19 protein-coding genes (1 of these 19 only partly in view) are annotated in these 17,576 nt (G+C 71.3%); 12 read left to right on the top strand and 7 right to left on the bottom strand.

The features are described from left to right. The first annotated feature begins 92 nt into the window (after nucleotides 1-92). Both CVO96_RS08345 and CVO96_RS08340 read left to right on the top strand, forming a co-directional pair. Complete coding sequence (locus tag CVO96_RS08345; protein WP_103311836.1) at nucleotides 93-917, top strand: class I SAM-dependent methyltransferase; 825 nt, start codon at nucleotides 93-95, stop codon at nucleotides 915-917. Between the two features lie 293 nt (nucleotides 918-1,210). After that, entirely contained in the window at nucleotides 1,211-1,624 is a 414-nt protein-coding gene (locus tag CVO96_RS08340) for a hypothetical protein (RefSeq protein WP_103311835.1), read from the top strand. Nucleotides 1,625-1,806: 182 nt separating this feature from the next. Here CVO96_RS08340 and CVO96_RS08335 read toward each other — a convergent pair whose 3' ends face one another. After that, complete coding sequence (locus CVO96_RS08335) at nucleotides 1,807-2,331, bottom strand: hypothetical protein (protein WP_103311834.1); 525 nt, start codon at nucleotides 2,329-2,331, stop codon at nucleotides 1,807-1,809. 173 nt (nucleotides 2,332-2,504) lie between these two features. On the opposite strand from CVO96_RS08335, the gene uvrB reads away from it, so the two are divergent. Next, nucleotides 2,505-4,520, top strand: coding sequence for an excinuclease ABC subunit UvrB (uvrB, locus tag CVO96_RS08330; protein WP_103311833.1), 2,016 nt, complete (start codon nucleotides 2,505-2,507; stop codon nucleotides 4,518-4,520). Between the two features lie 93 nt (nucleotides 4,521-4,613). Next, nucleotides 4,614-5,171, top strand: coding sequence for a Uma2 family endonuclease (locus CVO96_RS08325; protein ID WP_103311832.1), 558 nt, complete (start codon nucleotides 4,614-4,616; stop codon nucleotides 5,169-5,171). Between the two features lie 114 nt (nucleotides 5,172-5,285). Here CVO96_RS08325 and CVO96_RS08320 read toward each other — a convergent pair whose 3' ends face one another. Together CVO96_RS08320 and CVO96_RS08315 are read right to left on the bottom strand one after the other, a co-directional pair. Then, complete coding sequence (locus CVO96_RS08320) at nucleotides 5,286-5,591, bottom strand: putative quinol monooxygenase (RefSeq protein WP_103311831.1); 306 nt, start codon at nucleotides 5,589-5,591, stop codon at nucleotides 5,286-5,288. Further along, on the bottom strand, nucleotides 5,588-6,385 hold the full coding sequence (locus tag CVO96_RS08315) for a type 1 glutamine amidotransferase domain-containing protein (RefSeq protein ID WP_103311830.1): 798 nt from the start codon (nucleotides 6,383-6,385) through the stop codon (nucleotides 5,588-5,590). Before CVO96_RS08315 ends, CVO96_RS08320 begins: the two co-directional genes overlap by 4 nt. A gap of 233 nt (nucleotides 6,386-6,618) precedes the next feature. On the opposite strand from CVO96_RS08315, the gene CVO96_RS08310 reads away from it, so the two are divergent. The 4 genes from CVO96_RS08310 to CVO96_RS08295 are packed head-to-tail and all read left to right on the top strand — an operon-like array spanning nucleotide 6,619 to nucleotide 12,583. Continuing rightward, nucleotides 6,619-8,007 (top strand): vWA domain-containing protein, encoded by a 1,389-nt coding sequence (locus CVO96_RS08310; protein ID WP_103311829.1) that lies wholly within the window; start codon nucleotides 6,619-6,621, stop codon nucleotides 8,005-8,007. Nucleotides 8,008-8,010: 3 nt separating this feature from the next. Continuing rightward, nucleotides 8,011-9,666 carry a protein kinase domain-containing protein gene (locus CVO96_RS08305; RefSeq protein ID WP_103311828.1) on the top strand — a complete coding sequence of 552 codons (1,656 nt, stop codon included), beginning with the start codon at nucleotides 8,011-8,013 and terminating at the stop codon, nucleotides 9,664-9,666. 43 nt (nucleotides 9,667-9,709) lie between these two features. Further along, entirely contained in the window at nucleotides 9,710-10,576 is an 867-nt protein-coding gene (locus CVO96_RS08300) for an FHA domain-containing protein (protein ID WP_103311827.1), read from the top strand. 3 nt (nucleotides 10,577-10,579) lie between these two features. Beyond that, complete coding sequence (locus CVO96_RS08295) at nucleotides 10,580-12,583, top strand: hypothetical protein (RefSeq protein ID WP_243398224.1); 2,004 nt, start codon at nucleotides 10,580-10,582, stop codon at nucleotides 12,581-12,583. Between the two features lie 18 nt (nucleotides 12,584-12,601). On the opposite strand, the gene CVO96_RS08290 is transcribed toward CVO96_RS08295, so the two are convergent. After that, nucleotides 12,602-13,105, bottom strand: a complete 504-nt coding sequence (locus CVO96_RS08290) for a hypothetical protein (RefSeq protein ID WP_103311826.1) — start codon at nucleotides 13,103-13,105, stop codon at nucleotides 12,602-12,604. Between the two features lie 55 nt (nucleotides 13,106-13,160). Here CVO96_RS08290 and CVO96_RS08285 point away from each other — a divergent pair, with 55 nt between their 5' ends. From CVO96_RS08285 to CVO96_RS08275, 3 genes are read left to right on the top strand one after another with little or no spacing between them, the layout of a single operon-like run. Further along, nucleotides 13,161-13,574 carry a putative dsRNA-binding protein gene (locus CVO96_RS08285; RefSeq protein ID WP_103311825.1) on the top strand — a complete coding sequence of 138 codons (414 nt, stop codon included), beginning with the start codon at nucleotides 13,161-13,163 and terminating at the stop codon, nucleotides 13,572-13,574. Next, entirely contained in the window at nucleotides 13,571-14,266 is a 696-nt protein-coding gene (locus CVO96_RS08280; protein ID WP_341476171.1) for an HAD family hydrolase, read from the top strand. Before CVO96_RS08285 ends, CVO96_RS08280 begins: the two co-directional genes overlap by 4 nt. A gap of 32 nt (nucleotides 14,267-14,298) precedes the next feature. Next, nucleotides 14,299-14,640 carry a YraN family protein gene (locus tag CVO96_RS08275; protein ID WP_103311824.1) on the top strand — a complete coding sequence of 114 codons (342 nt, stop codon included), beginning with the start codon at nucleotides 14,299-14,301 and terminating at the stop codon, nucleotides 14,638-14,640. Nucleotides 14,641-14,730: 90 nt separating this feature from the next. Here the strand turns inward: CVO96_RS08275 and CVO96_RS08270 are convergent, their stop codons facing one another. After that, nucleotides 14,731-15,993, bottom strand: a complete 1,263-nt coding sequence (locus CVO96_RS08270) for a hydroxyacid-oxoacid transhydrogenase (protein ID WP_103311823.1) — start codon at nucleotides 15,991-15,993, stop codon at nucleotides 14,731-14,733. A 180-nt stretch (nucleotides 15,994-16,173) separates the two neighbouring features. Here CVO96_RS08270 and CVO96_RS08265 point away from each other — a divergent pair, with 180 nt between their 5' ends. Next, entirely contained in the window at nucleotides 16,174-16,488 is a 315-nt protein-coding gene (locus CVO96_RS08265) for a hypothetical protein (RefSeq protein WP_103311822.1), read from the top strand. Between the two features lie 93 nt (nucleotides 16,489-16,581). On the opposite strand, the gene CVO96_RS08260 is transcribed toward CVO96_RS08265, so the two are convergent. Together CVO96_RS08260 and folK are read right to left on the bottom strand one after the other, a co-directional pair. Next, nucleotides 16,582-17,079, bottom strand: coding sequence for a hypothetical protein (locus tag CVO96_RS08260; protein WP_103311821.1), 498 nt, complete (start codon nucleotides 17,077-17,079; stop codon nucleotides 16,582-16,584). A gap of 40 nt (nucleotides 17,080-17,119) precedes the next feature. Next, nucleotides 17,120-17,576, bottom strand: the 3' portion of a protein-coding gene (gene folK, locus CVO96_RS08255; RefSeq protein ID WP_103311820.1) for a 2-amino-4-hydroxy-6-hydroxymethyldihydropteridine diphosphokinase. It continues 74 nt past the right edge of the window; only the last 457 of its 531 coding nucleotides appear in the window; its start codon lies beyond the right edge, outside the window; its stop codon occupies nucleotides 17,120-17,122.

Raw genomic sequence — 17,576 nt, 5'->3', positions numbered from 1 at the left:
CGACCTGTCCGGCCCAGAGCGCCGGGGCGGCAGCAGGCCGCCGGAAGGCCACCGCCTGACTTCGGCGGACTCGACGAAGGAGGAGCACCACCATGACCGCGACACTGACCCCCGAGATGCAGGCCCTGAAGAGCCGGCTGGTCGCCACCTGGAATGCCGGCGACTACGGCCATTTCGCCACCTTTCTGGAAGCCGGCGCGCTGGAGTTCCTGGAGCGGCAGGGAATCGCGCCCGGCACGCGCCTGCTGGACGTGGGCTGTGGCGCCGGCCAGATCGGCATTCCAGCGGCGCGGGCGGGCGCCGTGGTGACCGGCATCGACATCGCCCCGAAGCAGATCACCCAGGCCCGCGCCCGGGCCCAGGCGGAGGGGCTGAGCGCCGCCTTCGACGAGGGCGACGCCGAGGCCCTCCCCTACCCGGACGCCAGTTTCGACGTGGTGGTCAGCCTCTTCGGCGCCATGTTCGCCCCGCGCCCCGAGCGGGTGGCGGCCGAACTGACGCGCGTCACCCGCCCCGGCGGCCGGATCGTCATGGCGAACTGGACGCCGCAGGGCTTCCTGGGGCAGGTCTTCCGGACGCTGGGCCAGCATGTGCCGCCCTCGCCGCTGATGCCCTCGCCGATGCTGTGGGGCGACGAGGCCACGGTGCGGGCGCGCCTGCACGGCGGCGTGGCGGCCCTGACCCTGACCCGCCGCCCGTACCCCTTCGCCTACCCCTTCGGCCCGGCGGCGGTGGTGGAGTTCTTCCGCGAATACTACGGGCCGATCAACCGGGCCTTCGCGGCGCTGGACGAGGCGGGGCAGGCCGCCCTGCGGCAGGATCTGGAGGGGGTGTGGGCCGCGCAGAACCAGGCCAGCGACGGCACGACCCGCTACGACGCCGAGTATCTGGAAGTCGTGGCGGTGCGCCCCGAGTAGGGCTGGAGATCGGGAGCATGGCCGCCGGCATCGATCCCCCTGGGCAGTGAAGGGCGGGGCGCCGGACGGGAGCGGCGGATGGGGGTGGGAAGGTCGGGGTGGACGGGGCCTTCAGGGGCGATGAAGACGCCGGTTCCTGCTGTCTGCGCCGCCCCCTTACCATGCAGATTGGCCCCCCCGGTCGCCGCGCGGTGCCCTGGTGCCACCCCAGCGCGACAGGAGGAGAAGATGCGTGAGCCCCGGCGTACTCGGAACCCAGCCTGCCCGCCCCTGACCACCTCCCCGGACGCGCCATGACCACGCATGTGCTGGAGGTGGGCCGCGCCCCGGCGACCCCGACCCGCGTCGAGGCAGACACGCTGGAGGCCGCCACGCGGTACATCGAGCGCCGCACCGGCCGCCCCGACGCGGCGCTGCTGGCCGCGCTGGCCTGGCACGGCGCACAGGTGCAGGTGGGCCGGCTCCTGGTGCGCGGCTGGACACGCTCGGATCAGGCCCGTCCCTGTCCGCACTGCGGGGAGCAGGTCTGGGCGCGGGCCGTCACCTGCGCCGAGGAGGCCGAACTGGCCGGCCTGGAAGCGTGGGGCGACGCCACCACCGCCTGGACTGAACTGGGCCTGGTCTTTCCCAGCGCCGCCTGCGACATCTGCGGCGAGAACCTGACGTTCAGCGTGATCCGTCCACCGGCCGTGCCCACCACCGAATGAGCCTCCGGGCGCTGACGTGAGCATGGAAGGGTTCAGCTCCCGCTCCCCTCCGGAATGTCCGGCTCGTCCTCCCGAAACGGCCAGAGCGTCTCAGGCCCAGAGCGGAGCGAGCCGAGCAGGGCGTCGCTCAGGACGAAGCCGGATGCCTCCTGCACGGTGGCCGGGGTCAGCGGCAGCCCATGTCAGGTCAGCAGCGTGCCTGCCCAGCACTGCCCCGAGGCGAAGGCGAGCAGGGCCAGCACGCTCTCCACCTCCCGGAAGCCGGCGACGGTCGAATCCGAGAGCAGCGTCAACTGCCGGGGCAGGTGACCGGCCAGCTGGCTCAGCGCCTGCTCGTAGGCTGCGATCTCTCCCTGCCCGATCCGCCCCTCACCCAGCAGCCGGGGCTGGAACAGGGGCCGAAACGTCTCGATCAGGGAGAGGAGACTCAGCAGCCGGGCGTGGCTGATCTCGGGAAACCGGGCCACGACCTCGCACCACACCGGAACCGCGATGTAGGTGGCCGGGTAGAGGTCGCCCTGGTGCCAGATCTGAGCGAAGATCCGCTCATACAGAGGGGTGTCCTCCGGCGCGTAGTGACCCGGCGCGGGCGGCCAGCCATAGTCTCCCGGCCCCTCCAGACGCATCCGCTCCAGCCACTCAGGCAGGTCTGTGGCGCCGTAGCAGTTCTGACTCAGCAGCCCGAGTTCCCGGGACGTGAAGGGCATGGGGGCACTGTATTCAAGGCAGTGGACTCAAGGCAACGGAGTCCAGGCGGGGGAATGAAGGAAGGATGGGCCCGGCCTCCGCCATCCGGCCTACATTCCTCTTACGTCCGGGGCGTAAAATAGGGAGATTCGTTCAGCGTCCGCCGCTGCCCGCTCCCCACCCCGGAGGTTCCATGCTCAAGGTTCAATCCGACTTCACGCCGTCCGGCGACCAGCCGACCGCGATCCGCTCGCTGGTCGAAGGGCTGGACTCCGGTTTACGCTTCCAGACGCTGTTAGGGGCGACTGGCACGGGCAAAACCTACTCCGTCGCCAAGGTGATCGAAGAGACCCAGCGCCCCGCCCTGATCATGGCGCCCAACAAGATCCTGACCGCGCAGCTGGCGTCGGAATTCCGCGAGTTCTTCCCGGACGCGGCGGTCGAGTTCTTCATCTCCTACTACGACTACTACCAGCCCGAGGCCTACGTGCCGGGCAAGGATCTGTTCATCGAGAAGGACGCCAGCATCAACCAGGAGATCGAGCGGCTGCGGCACTCCACGACCCGCAGCCTGCTGACGCGCCGGGACACCATCGTGGTGGCGTCCGTGAGCTGTATCTACGGCCTGGGCGATCCCAAGGAGTACACGGCGCTCAACCTCATCCTGAAGAAGGGCGCGCAGGTCAGCCGGGACGAGATCCTGGGGCGGCTGGTGAACATGCAATACGAGCGCAACGACATCGAGATGATGCCGGGGCGCTTCCGCGCCAAGGGCGAGATGATCGAGGTCTGGCCCGCCTACGACGAGCAGCCGCTGCGGATCGAGCTGTGGGGCGACGACGTCGAGCGCATCACGGTGGTGCACCCGCTGACCGGCGACCGCCTGGCCGAGCTGGACGCGACCGTGGTCTATCCGGCCAAGCATTACGTGTCCAGCGCGGGGAACATCGAGCGGGCCATCGTGACCATCCAGGAGGAACTCGACCAGCGGCTGGAGTACTTCAAGTCGACCGGCAAGCTGCTCGAGGCCCAGCGCCTGAAAGAGCGCACGCTGTACGACCTGGAGATGCTCAAGGTGCTGGGCTACTGCTCGGGCATCGAGAACTACTCGCGCCACATCGACGGCCGGGTGGCGGGCATGACGCCCTACACCATGCTGGACTACTTCAACGACGACTTCGTGACCTTCATCGACGAGTCGCACGTGACCGTGCCCCAGATCGGCGGCATGGCGAACGGCGACCGGGCCCGCAAGCAGACGCTGGTGGACTACGGCTTCCGACTACCCAGCGCGATGGACAACCGGCCGCTGAACTTCGACGAGTTCATGAGCAAGACCGGGCAGGTCGTGTTCGTCTCGGCCACCCCTGGCCCCTACGAGCGCGAGGTCAGCGACTCCATTGCCGACCAGATCATCCGCCCGACCGGGCTGGTCGATCCGCCCGTGACGGTGCGCCCCATCCAGGGCCAGATCGAGGATCTGCTGGGCCGGGTGCGCGAGCGGGCCGCCATCGGCGAGCGCACGCTGGTCACCACCCTGACCAAGCGCATGTCCGAAGACCTCACCGAGTACATGCTGGAAAAGGGCGTCAAGGCGCGCTACATGCACAGCGACATCGATTCGGTCGAGCGTCAGGTGATCATCCGCGATCTGCGGCTGGGCCATTACGACGTGCTGGTGGGCATTAACCTGCTGCGCGAGGGGCTGGACTTACCCGAAGTGTCGCTGGTCGCCATCCTCGACGCCGACAAGCCGGGCTTCCTGAGAAGCGAGCGGGCGCTCATCCAGACCATCGGGCGCGCGGCACGCAACCTGAACGGCGAGGTCATCCTGTACGGCGACACGGTCACGCCCGCCATGCAGTTCGCGATGGACGAGACCCGCCGCCGCCGCGAGAAGCAGACCGCGTACAACGAGGAACACGGCATCACCCCGACCACCATCATCAAGGGCGTGCGGAACGTCATCCGTGGCGAGGAACAGCCCGAGGAGATCAGCTCGGCGAATGTCGGCATGGATCGCGACAGCCTGAGCGCCCAGCTCACCGACCTCGAACTCGACATGTGGCAGGCCTCCGAAGACCTGGACTTCGAGAAGGCCGCTTCCCTGCGCGACCAGATCCGCGCCATCGAGGCCAAGCTGCAGGGCAAGGAGTTCAAGCAGGCGACCGTGCCGGGGCAGAAGGTGCGCCAGCGCGGACGGCGCTGACCAGCGGGCGATGAGCGGCGCTGAGGCTCGTCCCCAGCGCCGTTTCTCAGAGCCCACAGCTCAGAGCCTCTTGTGACATGAGTACACTGAGTCATGTCCGAAGGGCGCTTCAAAGCCATGAGCATGGAGGAGTACCTGCGCACCGAGGCCACCAGCCCGTACAAGCGCGAGTACGTGGGAGGCTTCGTGTATCCGCTGCACGGTCAGGCCGGGGCGAGCCGCTCGCATTCGTTGATTTCCATGAACATCGCGGCTACGCTGCACCCCCATGCCCGCCGCCAGGGCTGCCGCCTGCATCTGGCCGACATGCGCCTGTATCTCGATTCCAGCGGCTCGTACTATTACCCGGACGTGATGCTCGTCTGCGACGCGGCCAGCGGCGACCACCTGTCGGAGACCGCACCCTGCCTGCTGGTCGAAGTGCTCTCAGGCAGCACGGCCAGCATCGACCGGATCGGCAAATACGGTATCTACACCGACCTGCCCAGCCTGCAGACCTCCCTGATCGTGGAGCAGGGCGAGAGGCGGGTCTACGAGTACCAGCGGGCGCAGGGCTGGAAACTGCGCGAGGTCGTCGGCTCGGGCGAGGTCGGGGTGCCCAGCCTGGGCCTGGGCCTCACGCTGGACGACATCTACGGCGGCGTGCTGTAGGAGCTGTTTGTTCGCTCTCCTGCACGTGCGTCTTTCCAATGGCCCACCGGCAAAAACGAAGGCGAACGCCACTGACGCCCGCCCTCCTCCTGTCGCCCCTCTCCACACTGGGCCTCAGCCCGCGACGTCCACCTCGGTCAGCACCGCGACCTGGGGCGCCTCGCTGAACCAGTCCCCGGCCCTGGCCCGGTACGCCTGGTAGTGCGCGCTGGCCCGGTGGGCCTCGACGGCCGCCATGTCCCGGTAGCGCTCCTGCACGTGGAAGCGCACCGAACCGTCTTTGTCCTCTCGCAGTAGGTCGTAGCGGAGGTTGCCCTCCTCCTGGCGGCTGTGTTTAACCATCGTCCGCATTTCCTGCTCGACCTGGGCGGCGAATTCCGGCTTCGGCGTGATGACGGCGTGGACGTTGACCGTGCTCATGCGCCCACCCTATCGGCATCCCGAGCCGGGCTCTCCTGCAACGCCGCCAGGAAGACCGTCACGAATTCCTCGTCGCTCATGGGGTTCTGTCCGGTGATCAGTTCACGGTCGCGCACGACGTTGCTCGTCCACTTCGCCCCGTTGGTGACCTGCATCCCGGCGGCGCTCAGGGCAGCCTCGGGGTAGTACAGCATGGGCGCCTCGAAGCCGCCCTCGGCGTCCTGCTCCTCGGGGGTGCTGAACACCGTGGCCTGGTAGCCGCGGTACAGGAAGTCCTGCGCCTGCGGGCTGCCGCCCGACTCCAGGGCCTGCTGGAAGGCGGCGGCGCCGGACTGCGCGGCCAGCAGGGCCACCGGGGCGTGGCAGATCAGCGCGGTGGGCAGCGCCCGCTCGTGGAAGTGCGCCAGAACGCGTCCCAGGTCGGGGTTGCGCATCAGTTCGATCATCGGGGCGTGCCCGCCGGGCAGGAACACGGCCGCGAAGTCGTCCAGGCGGGCAGCGGCGTCGGCCAGAGTCACGATCTCGCCCGACAGCCGTTCCTCCACGAAGGCCTTGATCTGCTGGTGCTCGGCCTCGTCCTTGAAGTAGTCCTTCACGTCGCTGCCGGTATCGAGCGGGGGCCGGTTGCCGCGCGGCGTGGCGATGATCAGCTCGTAGCCCTCCTGCACCAGCCGCTGGGCCGGCACGCCGAACTCGTTGAGGTAGAAGCCGGTGGCGTGGGTCTGGCCGTTCTGCAGGGGCAGCTGGTCGTCGCTCGACATGACGACGAGGATCCTGGGGGAAGAGGTGGTCATGCGGCCCACCTTAGGAGGGTGCAGAAGGCAGCGCTGTCACCCCCCTGACTTTAGGAAATCCAGCGGTTTGGCCTGAGCGCCCAGGCGGCACGCGGCCCCCGGGTGGCCGGGTTCATGCCGTCCCAGCCGGGAGCAAGGCCCGGCCTGGGATTCAGTCGCGCTTCACCTGGTCTCCATGCTCCCCGGAACCTTTGGGGCCGCGTGCCCATAATGGACATGAACAAGGAGACCCCATGCTTGATGCCACAGTCCGGCCCCACCGGGAATTCCTGCTCGCCCAGACCCAGGGGCAGAAACTCTTCCTGACGCTGCACGTGCGGCCCACCGCGCAGGCGGGTCAGGCCCGGCCCAACCTCTCGGTGGTGTTCGTGGTCGACACCAGCGGCTCCATGCGCGAGGTGGTGACCGAGCCGACCTCCACCACCGGCCAGACGACCTTCGTGGACGGCCGGCAGTACGAGGTCGTGCGCGGCGCCAAGAACAAGCTGGAGCTGCTCACCGAGGCGCTGACCGGCATCATCAACTCCGACCTGCTGCGCCCCGAAGACCGCCTGGCGCTGGTCAAGTTCGACGACATGGCCGACGTGCTGGTGCCCTTCACCGGAGCCGATGACCGCGCCCGGCTGCTGGCCGGTGTGGAGCGGCTGGACTGGTACTCGGGCGGCACGAACATGGGCCTGGGGATGCAGGCCGGCGCCCGGCTGCTGCAGTCCGAGACCGGCAGCCGCCGCATGGTGCTGCTCACCGACGGGCAGGCCTTCGACGCCCCGGTGGTCGAGGAACAGGCGGGCGTGCTCTCGGGCCTGCAGATTCCCGTGACCACGGTGGGCGTGGGCGACGAGGTGAACACCGAACTGCTGACCCTGATCACGGACCGCACGCAGGGCCAGCCCATCGACGTGGTGCCCGACACCGACAATCCCCAGCCGCCCGCCGTGCGCGCCACCGAACTGCCCGCCGCCCTGCTGGGCGACCTGCAGCAGGCCGCCAACGAGGTCGTGACCAACGTGGCCCTCAGTGTCCGTACCGTGAAGGACGTGGTGCTCGACCGCGTGACCCGCGTGCAGCCCACCCAGACCGACGTGAGCAAGACGGACGGGCCATTGCCCCTGGGCAACGTGGAAGCGGGCATCGGCGCGACCTACGTGCTGGAATTCACGCTGCCCGCCCGCCCCGCCGCGCGGATGCGGCTGGCGCAGCTCGGCCTGACCTATCAGGTGCCGGGCGCCAACTACCGGGGCGAGATTCCCCCGCTGGACGTGCTGGTGGAATTCACGGGCGACGAGGCGATGGCCGCCCGCGTCGACCCCGAGGTCATGCAGTGGGTGCAGCAGCGCAACATCGAGGGGCTGGTCGCGCAGGCCACCCGCGAGGCCGGCAGCAACCCCGCGCAGGCCGCCAAGACGCTGGAACTGGCACGCTCCATGACCGTGCGCCTGGGCAACGGCGCCATGACCCAGGTGCTCGACCGGGCCATCGGGGAACTGGGCTCCTCCAAGACCATCTCGCTGGGCACGGCCAAGACCATGCGGCTGGGCGCCAAGACCCAGACCATCAAGGCTGCCGACGGGGGCAGCACCCTCCCTTCCGACGAGGAGATCCGGAAGATGACCGGAGCCTGAGGAATGCACTGCCCGGTCTGCGCCTCGCCCATCCAGCCGTCCGATACGGTGTGCCGCACCTGCGGGGCGCCGCTGTCGTCGGCCGCCGCGACCGCCTCGGTGGCGCTGCCGGCGGGCTGCACGCTGGCCGGCGGGCAGTACGTGCTGAGCCGGGTGCTGGGGCGCGGCGGCTTCGGCATCACCTACGACGCGCAGGACGTGAAACAGAATCTGCGCGTGGCGGTCAAGGAGCTGTTCGTGGACGGCTCGCAGCGCAGCGTGGCGCGGGTCGTCCCGCCCGGCAGCCTGAGCACGGCCGAGTTCCAGGAAACGAAAAAGCGCTTTCTGGACGAAGCCAGGGTGCTGGCCCGCTTCAACGACCCGGGCATCGTGCGCGTGCTGAACTACTTCGAGGAAAACGGCACCGCGTATCTGGTGATGGAATTCCTGGAAGGCGAGACGCTGGGGGGCGCCATCGAGAAGCGCGGCCCGGTGCCCCCGGCGGTTGTGCTGGAGATCGCCCGCTCGGTGTCGCGCACGCTGGAGATCGTGCACGGCGCCGGTCTGCTGCACCGCGACATCAAACCCGACAACATCTTCCTGCACCGGGCGGGGCGCGTGGTGCTGATCGACTTCGGTTCGGTGCGGGCCTTCGCGCCGGGCAAGACCGTGAGCCACACGCGGCTGGTCACGCCGGGCTACGCGCCGCTGGAGCAGTACGGCAACTCGGCGCGCTACGGGCCCTACACCGACATCTATTCGCTGGGCGCCACCCTGCACCACGCCCTGACTGGCCTCATGCCGCCCCCCGCCACCGACCTGATGCTGGGCACCGCGCTGCCCCAGTTGCCGCCCGGCACGCCCGTGCCCCTGCGCCGCGCGGTCGAGAAGTCGATGGCCCTGCGGGTCGAGGAGCGGCCGCAAAGTGCCCACGGGCTGCTGGAGCTGATGGGCGTGGGGCTCGCCGCGAGTGCCCCCGCCGCTCAGCCTGGGTCTAGCCAGCCCGTGCCCAGCCAGCCGGCCGCCAGACCGGCCGCGCGTGCCCAGCCCCCCACCCCACCGCCCCCCGCACCACAGCCCGTCCCCCAGCCGAGGCCGCAATCCGGGCCGCAGTCCGGGCCCCAGCCCGCTCCACAGCCGCAGCCGGCGCCGCAGAGGGCGCCCGCACCGCGCCCGGCGCCGCCCCCTGCGCGTCCCGCCCCGGCGCCAGCGCCGACTCCGCGTCCGGCTCCCGCCCCGCCACCGAAACCCCAGGCGCAGCCGACGCCCCGACCTGTTCCCGCGCCCAGCCCGCCCCCCCAGGCGGCGCCCCGACCGGTTCCGGTGCCCGGTCATGCTCCGGCACCCGGCCCGCGGCCCCTGACCCGCACGCTGCTGGTCGCGCTGTGCGTGGGGCTGGGAGCGGTGCTGGGCTTCGCGCAGCTGCCGCTCCTGCTCCCGGCGATCCAGCAACTGGGCACGCCGGGGGTGGTGGTCGCGGCTGTGCTGGGGGCGGCGGCCGGTTTCGCGGTCGGGCGCCTGGCGTGGTGGAGTCTGCCGCTCGTGCTGCCGCTCGGCGCGGGTGCAGGCGCCTTCCTCTACGCCCAGCAGGCCGGGCTCCACTGGCCGACCGTCAGCGCCCTGGGCGTCATGGCGGCCGTGCTGTCGATCTTCTTCATGCGCCTGATCCGCCGACTGTGACCCCCGCCCGCCTTCCCACCCCTTTCCCCTGGAGGAATCTGCTATGACCATCACCTGCTCCGTGTGCGGCACCATCAACCCCGAAGGCACCCAGTACTGCGAGGGCTGCGGCGTCGAACTTGCCGCTGCGCCTGCCCAGAGCGCTCCTCAGGCATCCGACCAGGCCCCGGCCGCCCCTGTCCTCTCGGCGCCGGAAGGGGCGGGAACCTCGCCCGTGGATCAGATCCAGATCGGCGGCGCCACGGCCGATACCGCGAGCAGCGGCTCTCCAGTGATCGATGGCGACATCACGCCCCCAGCCGAGGTGATCCCAGGTGAGGGCACTCCGGTCGCCGACCTGAACGCCGGAATGCCCGACATGCCCCTGCCGGAGACCGGCACCGCTGCCACGGACGCTCCCCAGGCCGCCACGCCTGCAGCCCCGATGGACACGGCAGGCGCCGACGCCATGCCCATGCAGGAATCCGTGACACCCGAGGCCAGCGCCCCCGCCTCCAGCGACACCACAGCGGCCGCTGCTCCCGTCGCCGCCGCGCCCGTCTCCCCCGCTCCCGCCGACGCCTCTGTCGGCGCCGCAAAGCTTGGCATCAAGAAGTACGGCGCGGCCACCGGCGAGTTCATCCCGCTGCAGGGCGAGCGGCTGGTCGTGGGGCGCTTCGACGCCTCCAGCGGCCCGGTGGATATCGACCTGAGCGGCCTGGGCGGGCAGGAGCACATCTCGCGCCGCCACGCCGAGCTGTACCGCGAGAATGGCGCGTGGATGGTGCGCGACCTGGGCTCCACCAACGGCGTGTACGTGAAGCGTGCGGGCGAGGCCGCCTTCTCGCCCCGCCTGCAGGAGCCCACCCGCCTGTCGAACGGAGATGAGGTCGCCTTCGGGAACCTGATGCTCAGCTTCCACCAGGACTGAGGCGTGACGCATCCCGACGATCCGATCCAGGAGAGCACCCAGGCCGCCGAGGGGGGCTGGAAAGAGACGTCTGCCACGCTGCGCGAGCTGTTCGGACGGGGGGAGGAGAGGCCTGCGCCAGCGCCGCCGAGGGCCGAACAGCCGTCCGAGCCGTCCGCCCAGGCCGCCGAGCCCGAACTGGAGGCTTTCGATCCCGGCGACGCCCCCCTCCCCGTGCTGGACGAGGACGCGCTGCCGGGGCCGATGCCAGAGCCAGTGACCGGGAGCAGTGATCCCGGCAAGAGCACAGAGCCGGTCGCGGCGTCTGCCGGGTCGGAGCCCGCTCAGGCGGCGATGACTGTTCCAGCGGACGAGACTCGGCAGCCCCCGGTGGCCAGCCAGCCGGCCCCCACGGCACCTGACCAGCCCCCTGCGCCGACTGAACGGCCCGTGGCCGCCCCCGACCCGGCCTCCCCGGCTGATGTCGCCCCAGCCGGCGCCCCCGCGGCTGAGGCCGCCCCGCTCCCTCCCCCTCCAGCCTCAGCCGGTGGCACCGGCTTCTCGAACGACCTGGAGGAGCAGGTCTTCGCGCCCAGCGCCCCGCCCCAGGGGCCGCAGGTGGGCGACGTGCTAGACGGCCACCATCTGAACGAGGATCTGGGACGCGGCTGGTTCATCGCCAGCCCGCTGCAGGCCGGCCCCAGCCGCGAGGTCTACGTGCGCCCGGAACCGCTCTGGGCGGGCCTGCAGCCCCACCGCGCGCTGCCCCGCTTCTCCCGCGTGGGCGCCCTGCACGTGCTGGAACCGACCGGCGGCGAGCCACTGACACTTCCCCTCGAGCCGGAGACCGCGCTTTCACATCTGAAGGAACTGGCGCAACTGCTGTTCGCGCTGGAAAAGCAGGACTACGCGGCCATCGACCTCGATCCGGACGGCGTGCGCGCCACACCGGGCGGCCTCCGGCTGCGCTTCCCGCCCCGCGTGGCCCGGCTGGGCGAGGCCCCGGAGGCCGCGCTGCGCGAGGGCTTCACCCCCCCCGAGGTGCTGGCCGGCGACCCCGCGGGGGCCGCCTCCGGGGTGTACCTGCTGGGCGCGCTGCTCTACCGCTGGCTGAGCGGCCACGATTTGCCCGCCGAGGGGCAGACGACCGGGGGAACGTCGCTGGCCGTGCTGGGCGGCGTGCCGGTGGCGGGCGTGCCACAACTGCTGCGGGACATGCTCGCCCCGGCCGACCAGCGCCTGACGCCCAGCGCCCTGCTGACCAGGCTCAGAGCGCTGGACACGCCCGAACTGCCCGCCTACCGCGTGGCCGCCGCGACGACCGTCGGGCTGAACCCCGACCGGCCCGTGAACGAGGATTCCTACGGCTTCGTCTGGCGGCAGATCGGCGCGCACGGCCAGTCGCAGCTGGTGCTGCGGGCCTGCGTCTCGGACGGCATGGGCGGCATGGCGGCGGGTGAAGTGGCGAGCAGCGCTGCCGTGCAGGCCTTCCTGAACTCCAGCCAGGACACCCTGCCCGGCATGGTCTGGGACGCCAACGCGGCCGTGCTCTCGGCGATGGCGGGCCGCGACGGTGGCTGCACCATCAGCGGGGTCGAGCTGCGCGGCGCGGCGCTCTACCTGGGCCACGTGGGCGACACCCGCGCCTACCTGTCGTCGGGCGGCGAGGCGAGGCAGCTCAGCCGCGACCACTCCTACGTGGCCGCGATGGTCGCCTCTGGCCAGATGACCCCCGAGGAGGCGCAGGAGAGCCCCGAGCGCAACAAGGTGCTGCGGTCGCTGGGCAGCCTGCGCGTGCCCCAGGAGGGCTACGTGCAGACCCTGGACGACGCGCCGGAACTGGGCGTGGGCGACCGCGTGCTGCTGGTCAGCGACGGCGTGTGGGGTGAGATCGTGCCCGACAGGCTGCTGGGCCTGCTGCTCAGCGAGCCCGACATCCAGGCGCTGGCCGATCAGCTCGTGAAGCTGGCGCTGGACGCCGGAGCCCCCGACAACGCGACGTCGCTGGTGATCGAGCGGGTGAAATAGGGGCCCGCCCCGACGGGCTCAGCGGCCGAGCGTCAGCCTGCACGTCCCCAGCCCGAGTTCCCGGCTGGCCTCGGCCCGCTCGGCCGGCGTGCGCGCCACGCCGACGACCGCCAGCGCCTGCTCCAGCCGCGCCGGCAGCTCCCCCAGGGGGCCCACCGCCAGCACGCCCTCCAGCACGGGGGCGCCGAGGCTGCCCGTCACCACGCAGGCCAGCCCCAGCCCCCCGGCCCGGGCGTCCTGAAGGTCGAGCGCGACCAGCGAGCCGCGCGGGGCATCGAGGATCAGCACGCCCCGGTCGGCACGGTAGGTGGCGGGGGTGCCGGTGGGCGCGGCACGGCCCACCTGCAGCGCGGTCTGGAAGCGCTCGCCCTGGGCGGTGGTGGCGTCCAGCGTCCAGACCTGCCCCGGCCGCACGACCGGAGGCGGGGCGGCGAAGGGAGGGGCGCCCCCGCCCCCTCTGGCCTGGGCCCCCGGACACAGCAGTGGAAGGCTCAGCAGCAGCGGAAGCACCCGGACACGCATACCCCAGCGTAGCGCCGCAGGCGGCGCCGGGCATCAGGCTTGCTACGCTCCTGGTATGAACGCGAAGGGAGATCTGATCGCGCGGGTGCTGGCGCTGGGCCTGGGTGTCCCGACCTTCGAGGCCGAGACCAGCGGCCCCGCCCACGACCGCACCTTCCACGCGACCGTGCTGGTGGGCGGCCGCCCGCTGGGCGCCGGAGGCGAGGGCCGCAGCAAGAAGGAAGCCGAGCGGGTGGCGGCCGAGTCGGCGCTGCGGGCGCTGGACGGGGAGCCGCCGGGCGCGGCCCCTCCCCGCCCGGCGGGTGAACGCTGGCCGATCTACGCGGCGGTGCTCGCGGAGGCGCTGGACGCCGCCGTGGAACTCTCGTCCGACGACGCCACGCTGGACGAGGTGCGGGCCGATGCCGCGCGCCTCTACCGCGACCTGCTGAGCGACCTGGGCCACGGCCCGGAAGCGGAGGACGCGTGACCCTGGAGGCCCGGCCCCCGGCCACGGCCCCCGGCTGGCCCTGGCGCCCGGCCGGCGTGCTGTTCGACATGGACGGCGTGCTCACCGCCAACAACCACCACCACCGGCAGGCCTGGGCCGAGACGGCGCGCACGGTGCTGGGCCTGCACCTGAGTGAGCACGATCTGGACACCAAGGTGGACGGCGGCCGCAATCCGGAGATCATCGAGCGCCTGACCGGGGTCTCCCCCGACGCCGAACTGGCGGGGCGCTTCGAGGAGGCCAAGGAGGGCCGCTACCGGCAGCTGGCGGCCGGCGCCCTGACTGAGGTCGCGGGCCTGAGCCGCTACCTGGACGAGCTGGACGTCCGCGGCATTCCCTTCTCCCTGGTGACCAGTGCGGGCCTCACGAACGTCGCCTTCGGAATGGAGCAGCTGGGCTTCGGGCCGCGTTTCGGGACGCGCGTGACCGGCGAGGACGTCGCGCGCGGCAAGCCCCACCCCGAGCCCTTCCTGCTGGGCGCCGCCCGTCTGGGCCTGGCCGCCGCCGACTGTCTGGCCCACGAGGACGCGGTGAACGGCGTTCGCAGCGCCGCCGGGGCCGGCTGCCGGGTGGTGGCCCTGACAACCACCGCGCCGGCCGCGGCGCTGCTGGAAGCCGGAGCGTCCCTCGCCGTGCCCGATTTCACCGGCTGGGCCGCGTGGCTGGCCTGACCCCATGAGACTGACGCTATGAAGGGCGCGGCTTGAAGGGTGCAGGGGCCGAGGCGCGTGCGGCGGCGCACCTCGAGGCCCTGGGCCGCGAGATCGTGGCCCGCAACTACCGTATCCCCGGCGGCGAGATCGACCTGATCAGCCGCGAGGGCGCCGTGCTGGTCTTTACCGAAGTCCGGCAGCGGCGGGGCGCGCGTTACGGCAGCGCCGCCGAGTCGGTCACCGCGCGCAAGCTCTCGCTGATGCACCGCGCCGCCCTGACCTACCTGAGCCGCGAACTGGGCCGCGATGACCTGCCCTGCCGCCTGGAGGTGCTGACCATCGACGGCGAGGCCGAGACCGGGATGATCACCGTGATTCCGCTGGAGGGATAGGAGCAAGGACAAAGGGTTGAGTGATGAGGAGGAATCCACGGGCTCTGGGACGTCTCATCACTCATCACCCATGACCCATCACTCCCCTCCCTACAAAGACTCGCGCAGGATGGTCTCCAGGTCGTCGCGGGCGGGCATCCGGGGCGCCACTGCCAGCAGGCGCTGCTGCTTCAGGGCGCCGTCGATCAGGGCCGGCAGGTCGGATTCGTCGTAGCCCAGTTCGCGCAGGCGGGTGGGGGCGCCGACATCGCGCATCAGGGCGGCCAGGGCGCGGGGCAGGGCGTCGCGGTCGCCAGGGGTCTGGGGCTGGCCGCTCAGGAGTTCGGCGGCCCTCAGGTGCTTGGCGGGGTCGGCGTCGAAGGTGAAGCGGAAGGCGGCGGGCGCCGTGACGATCACGCTGAACCCGTGTGGAATGAACAGCTTCGTGCCGGGGTAGCCCGGATGCCGGTAGACGTGCCTGAGGCCCGCGATGGGGTACGCGCAGGCGTGCGGGATATGCACGCCCGCCGAGCCGAAGCCCACGCCGGCCATGGTGGCTGCCAGCATCATGAACCCGCGCGCCTCCAGATCGTCTGCGTCCTGCACGGCGCGGCGCAGGTACTGGCCGCCATAGCGCAGAGCCTGGGCCGACCAGACGTCCGCCACCGGATTGCTGCCCTGGTAGGGCGGGCGCTCCGCGGGCGAAGCCGGTCGGGGCCGGGTGGTGTAGGGCCGGCTCAAGAAGCTCTCGGCGGCGTGGCAGACCACGTCCAGCCCGGCAGCGGCGATCACGGCGGCGGGCGCGCTGCGGGTCAGCTCCGGGTCGACGATGGCCTGGGTCGGCCGCAGCAGGCGGTGGCTGATGCCGGTCTTGATTCCCAGATCCGGCAGATCGACGATCGCCACCGTGGTCGCCTCCGACCCGCTCCCCGACGTGGTGGGAATGGCGAGCAGGGGCCGCAGCGGGCCGGGAGGCGCGCGGCCACCGCCCACGGGCGGATTCACGTAGTCCATGATCTCGCCGCCGTGCGTGCCCAGCAGGTTGGCGACCTTCGTGGTGTCGATGGCGCTGCCCCCGCCAAGGGCGACGAAGGAGTCCACACCCGCCTCACGCGCGGCCTGCACCGCCCGCGCCAGGGCCGCGATATCGGGCTCGGTCTCCACGTCGCTGTACTGGACGGTCTCGATGCCCGCCTCCCGCAGACTCTCCAGCACCGGCCCTGCCACGCCGGCCGCCAGCACCCCGGGGTCGACGACCACGAAGGCCCGCCGCGCCCCCAGCCGCCGCAGCTCCCAGCCGGCGTCCCGTGAAGCGCCGGGGCCGAATTTCACGGGCGTCGCCTCGATGGTGAAGATGGTTTCGTGTTCGGTCATCGTGGCCTCCGGCTTGCAGGAGAGTACGCGCTGGCGCGGCAATCCCGGATCGTTGTGGTGAGTCAGCGCAGGCTAGCATCCGGGCAGGCCGGCGCTGGGCCGCAGTCCAGGCTCGGTCGTCCAGATCGGCCGCCCTCGCTGGCCCGACCACCCTCACGGCCCATGCTCTAGACTCCGGCCATGCGGAGTGCCTACCTGACTGCTGCCCGTTCCCTGCAACTGGGGCGCGAATGGGCCGTGGAGGGGGATCAGCGCCGCGCCCTGGAGGCCTACGAGGAGGCGCTGGGCCTGCTGCGGCTGCAACCGCCCGAGCGCACGCGCGACGTGCTGCTGGCGCACACCCACCTGGCCTTCTACCAGACGCTGGAGCTGGTCGGCTCACGCGGCGGGCAGCACCACCTGCACCTGGGGGTGTCCTATGCCCGCTCCACCCGCGACCCCCTGGCCCGCGCCATCGCCGAGGAATGCCTGAGCGGGCTGGACGTGGTGATGTAGCGCTTTGGCCAGTGACCATACGTGGAGATCGAAAAACGCGCCGCCCTGTCGAAGAGGCGGCGCGTCTGCTGGGCTTTGCTGGAGTGCTGGCCCTTACTGCTGGCCCGGAAGCTGAAGCTGCGCGGTCGTCTTGCCGGCCTTCTTGTCGTAGGCGCACTGCAGGGGCAACTGGCCCAGCGTGCTCGTGCTCTTGCCCACCACCGAGATGGTCACGGGAACGCCGCTCAGGGTCCAGCCGCCGCCCTCCACCGTCTGCGTGCTCCGCACGATCTGCGCGGACTCGGCCTCCAGCGTGGTACGGATGCTCTCGCCAGCGGCCAGCGGGCGGCTCTGCCCGACCAGCGTCTTGAGGGGGATGCTCTGACCCTGTGCGCCCACCGTCAGCTCCTCGCTGTTGCCGGCGATCTCCTTGCACTCTTCGATGAAGTGGTACTTGCTGACGCCATTGGCCTCACGGTCGCTGTAGATGGGGTTGTTCCGCACGGCCACGGCGGTCACGAAGCCCAGCAGCGCCAGGGTCAGCAGCAGGGAGAGCCACTGGAACATGCGGCCCGCTCCCGAGCGGCGTTTGGGGTGGGACAGTTCACTCATAGTGCCTGCCAGCATAGCGTTCTGGCGGCGGCCGGGAGTGTCATCCGGACTCCCGTCCAGCCGTGGGCTGGCCCGTTCCCGACACCCAGTCCGCCGGCGCCTCCCGCTGGATCCCGGCGCTGCCCACCCGCAGGAGCGCCGCCCGCCCGCTCTCCCCGGTCTGGGGATGGCGCAGCTCCGGGTTCAGGTCGCTCAGCGGGGCCAGCACGAAGGCCCGTTCCCAGGCGCGGGGGTGCGGCAGTTCCGGGGGGCCGGGCATCACGAGGTCGTCATACAGGATCAGGTCGAGATCCAGCACCCTCGCCTCCCAGCGTTCCCGGCGCTGGCGTCCGGCCTGGGCTTCGGCCTCGTGGAGAGCGTGCAGCAGCGGCTCTGGCGCCAGGCTCGTGTCCAGCCACAGCGCGGCGTTCAGATAGTCCGGCTGATTCGGTGGGCCGCCCACCGGCGCCGTGCGGTAGAGCCCCGACACCGCCCGCACGGTACCCAGCCCGGCCAGC

Source organism: Deinococcus koreensis (genome assembly GCF_002901445.1).
Classification (GTDB): Bacteria; Deinococcota; Deinococci; order Deinococcales; family Deinococcaceae; genus Deinococcus; species Deinococcus koreensis.
Note: the sequence above shows the minus strand (reverse complement) of the source record. Positions and strands in the feature narration are given on the sequence as shown.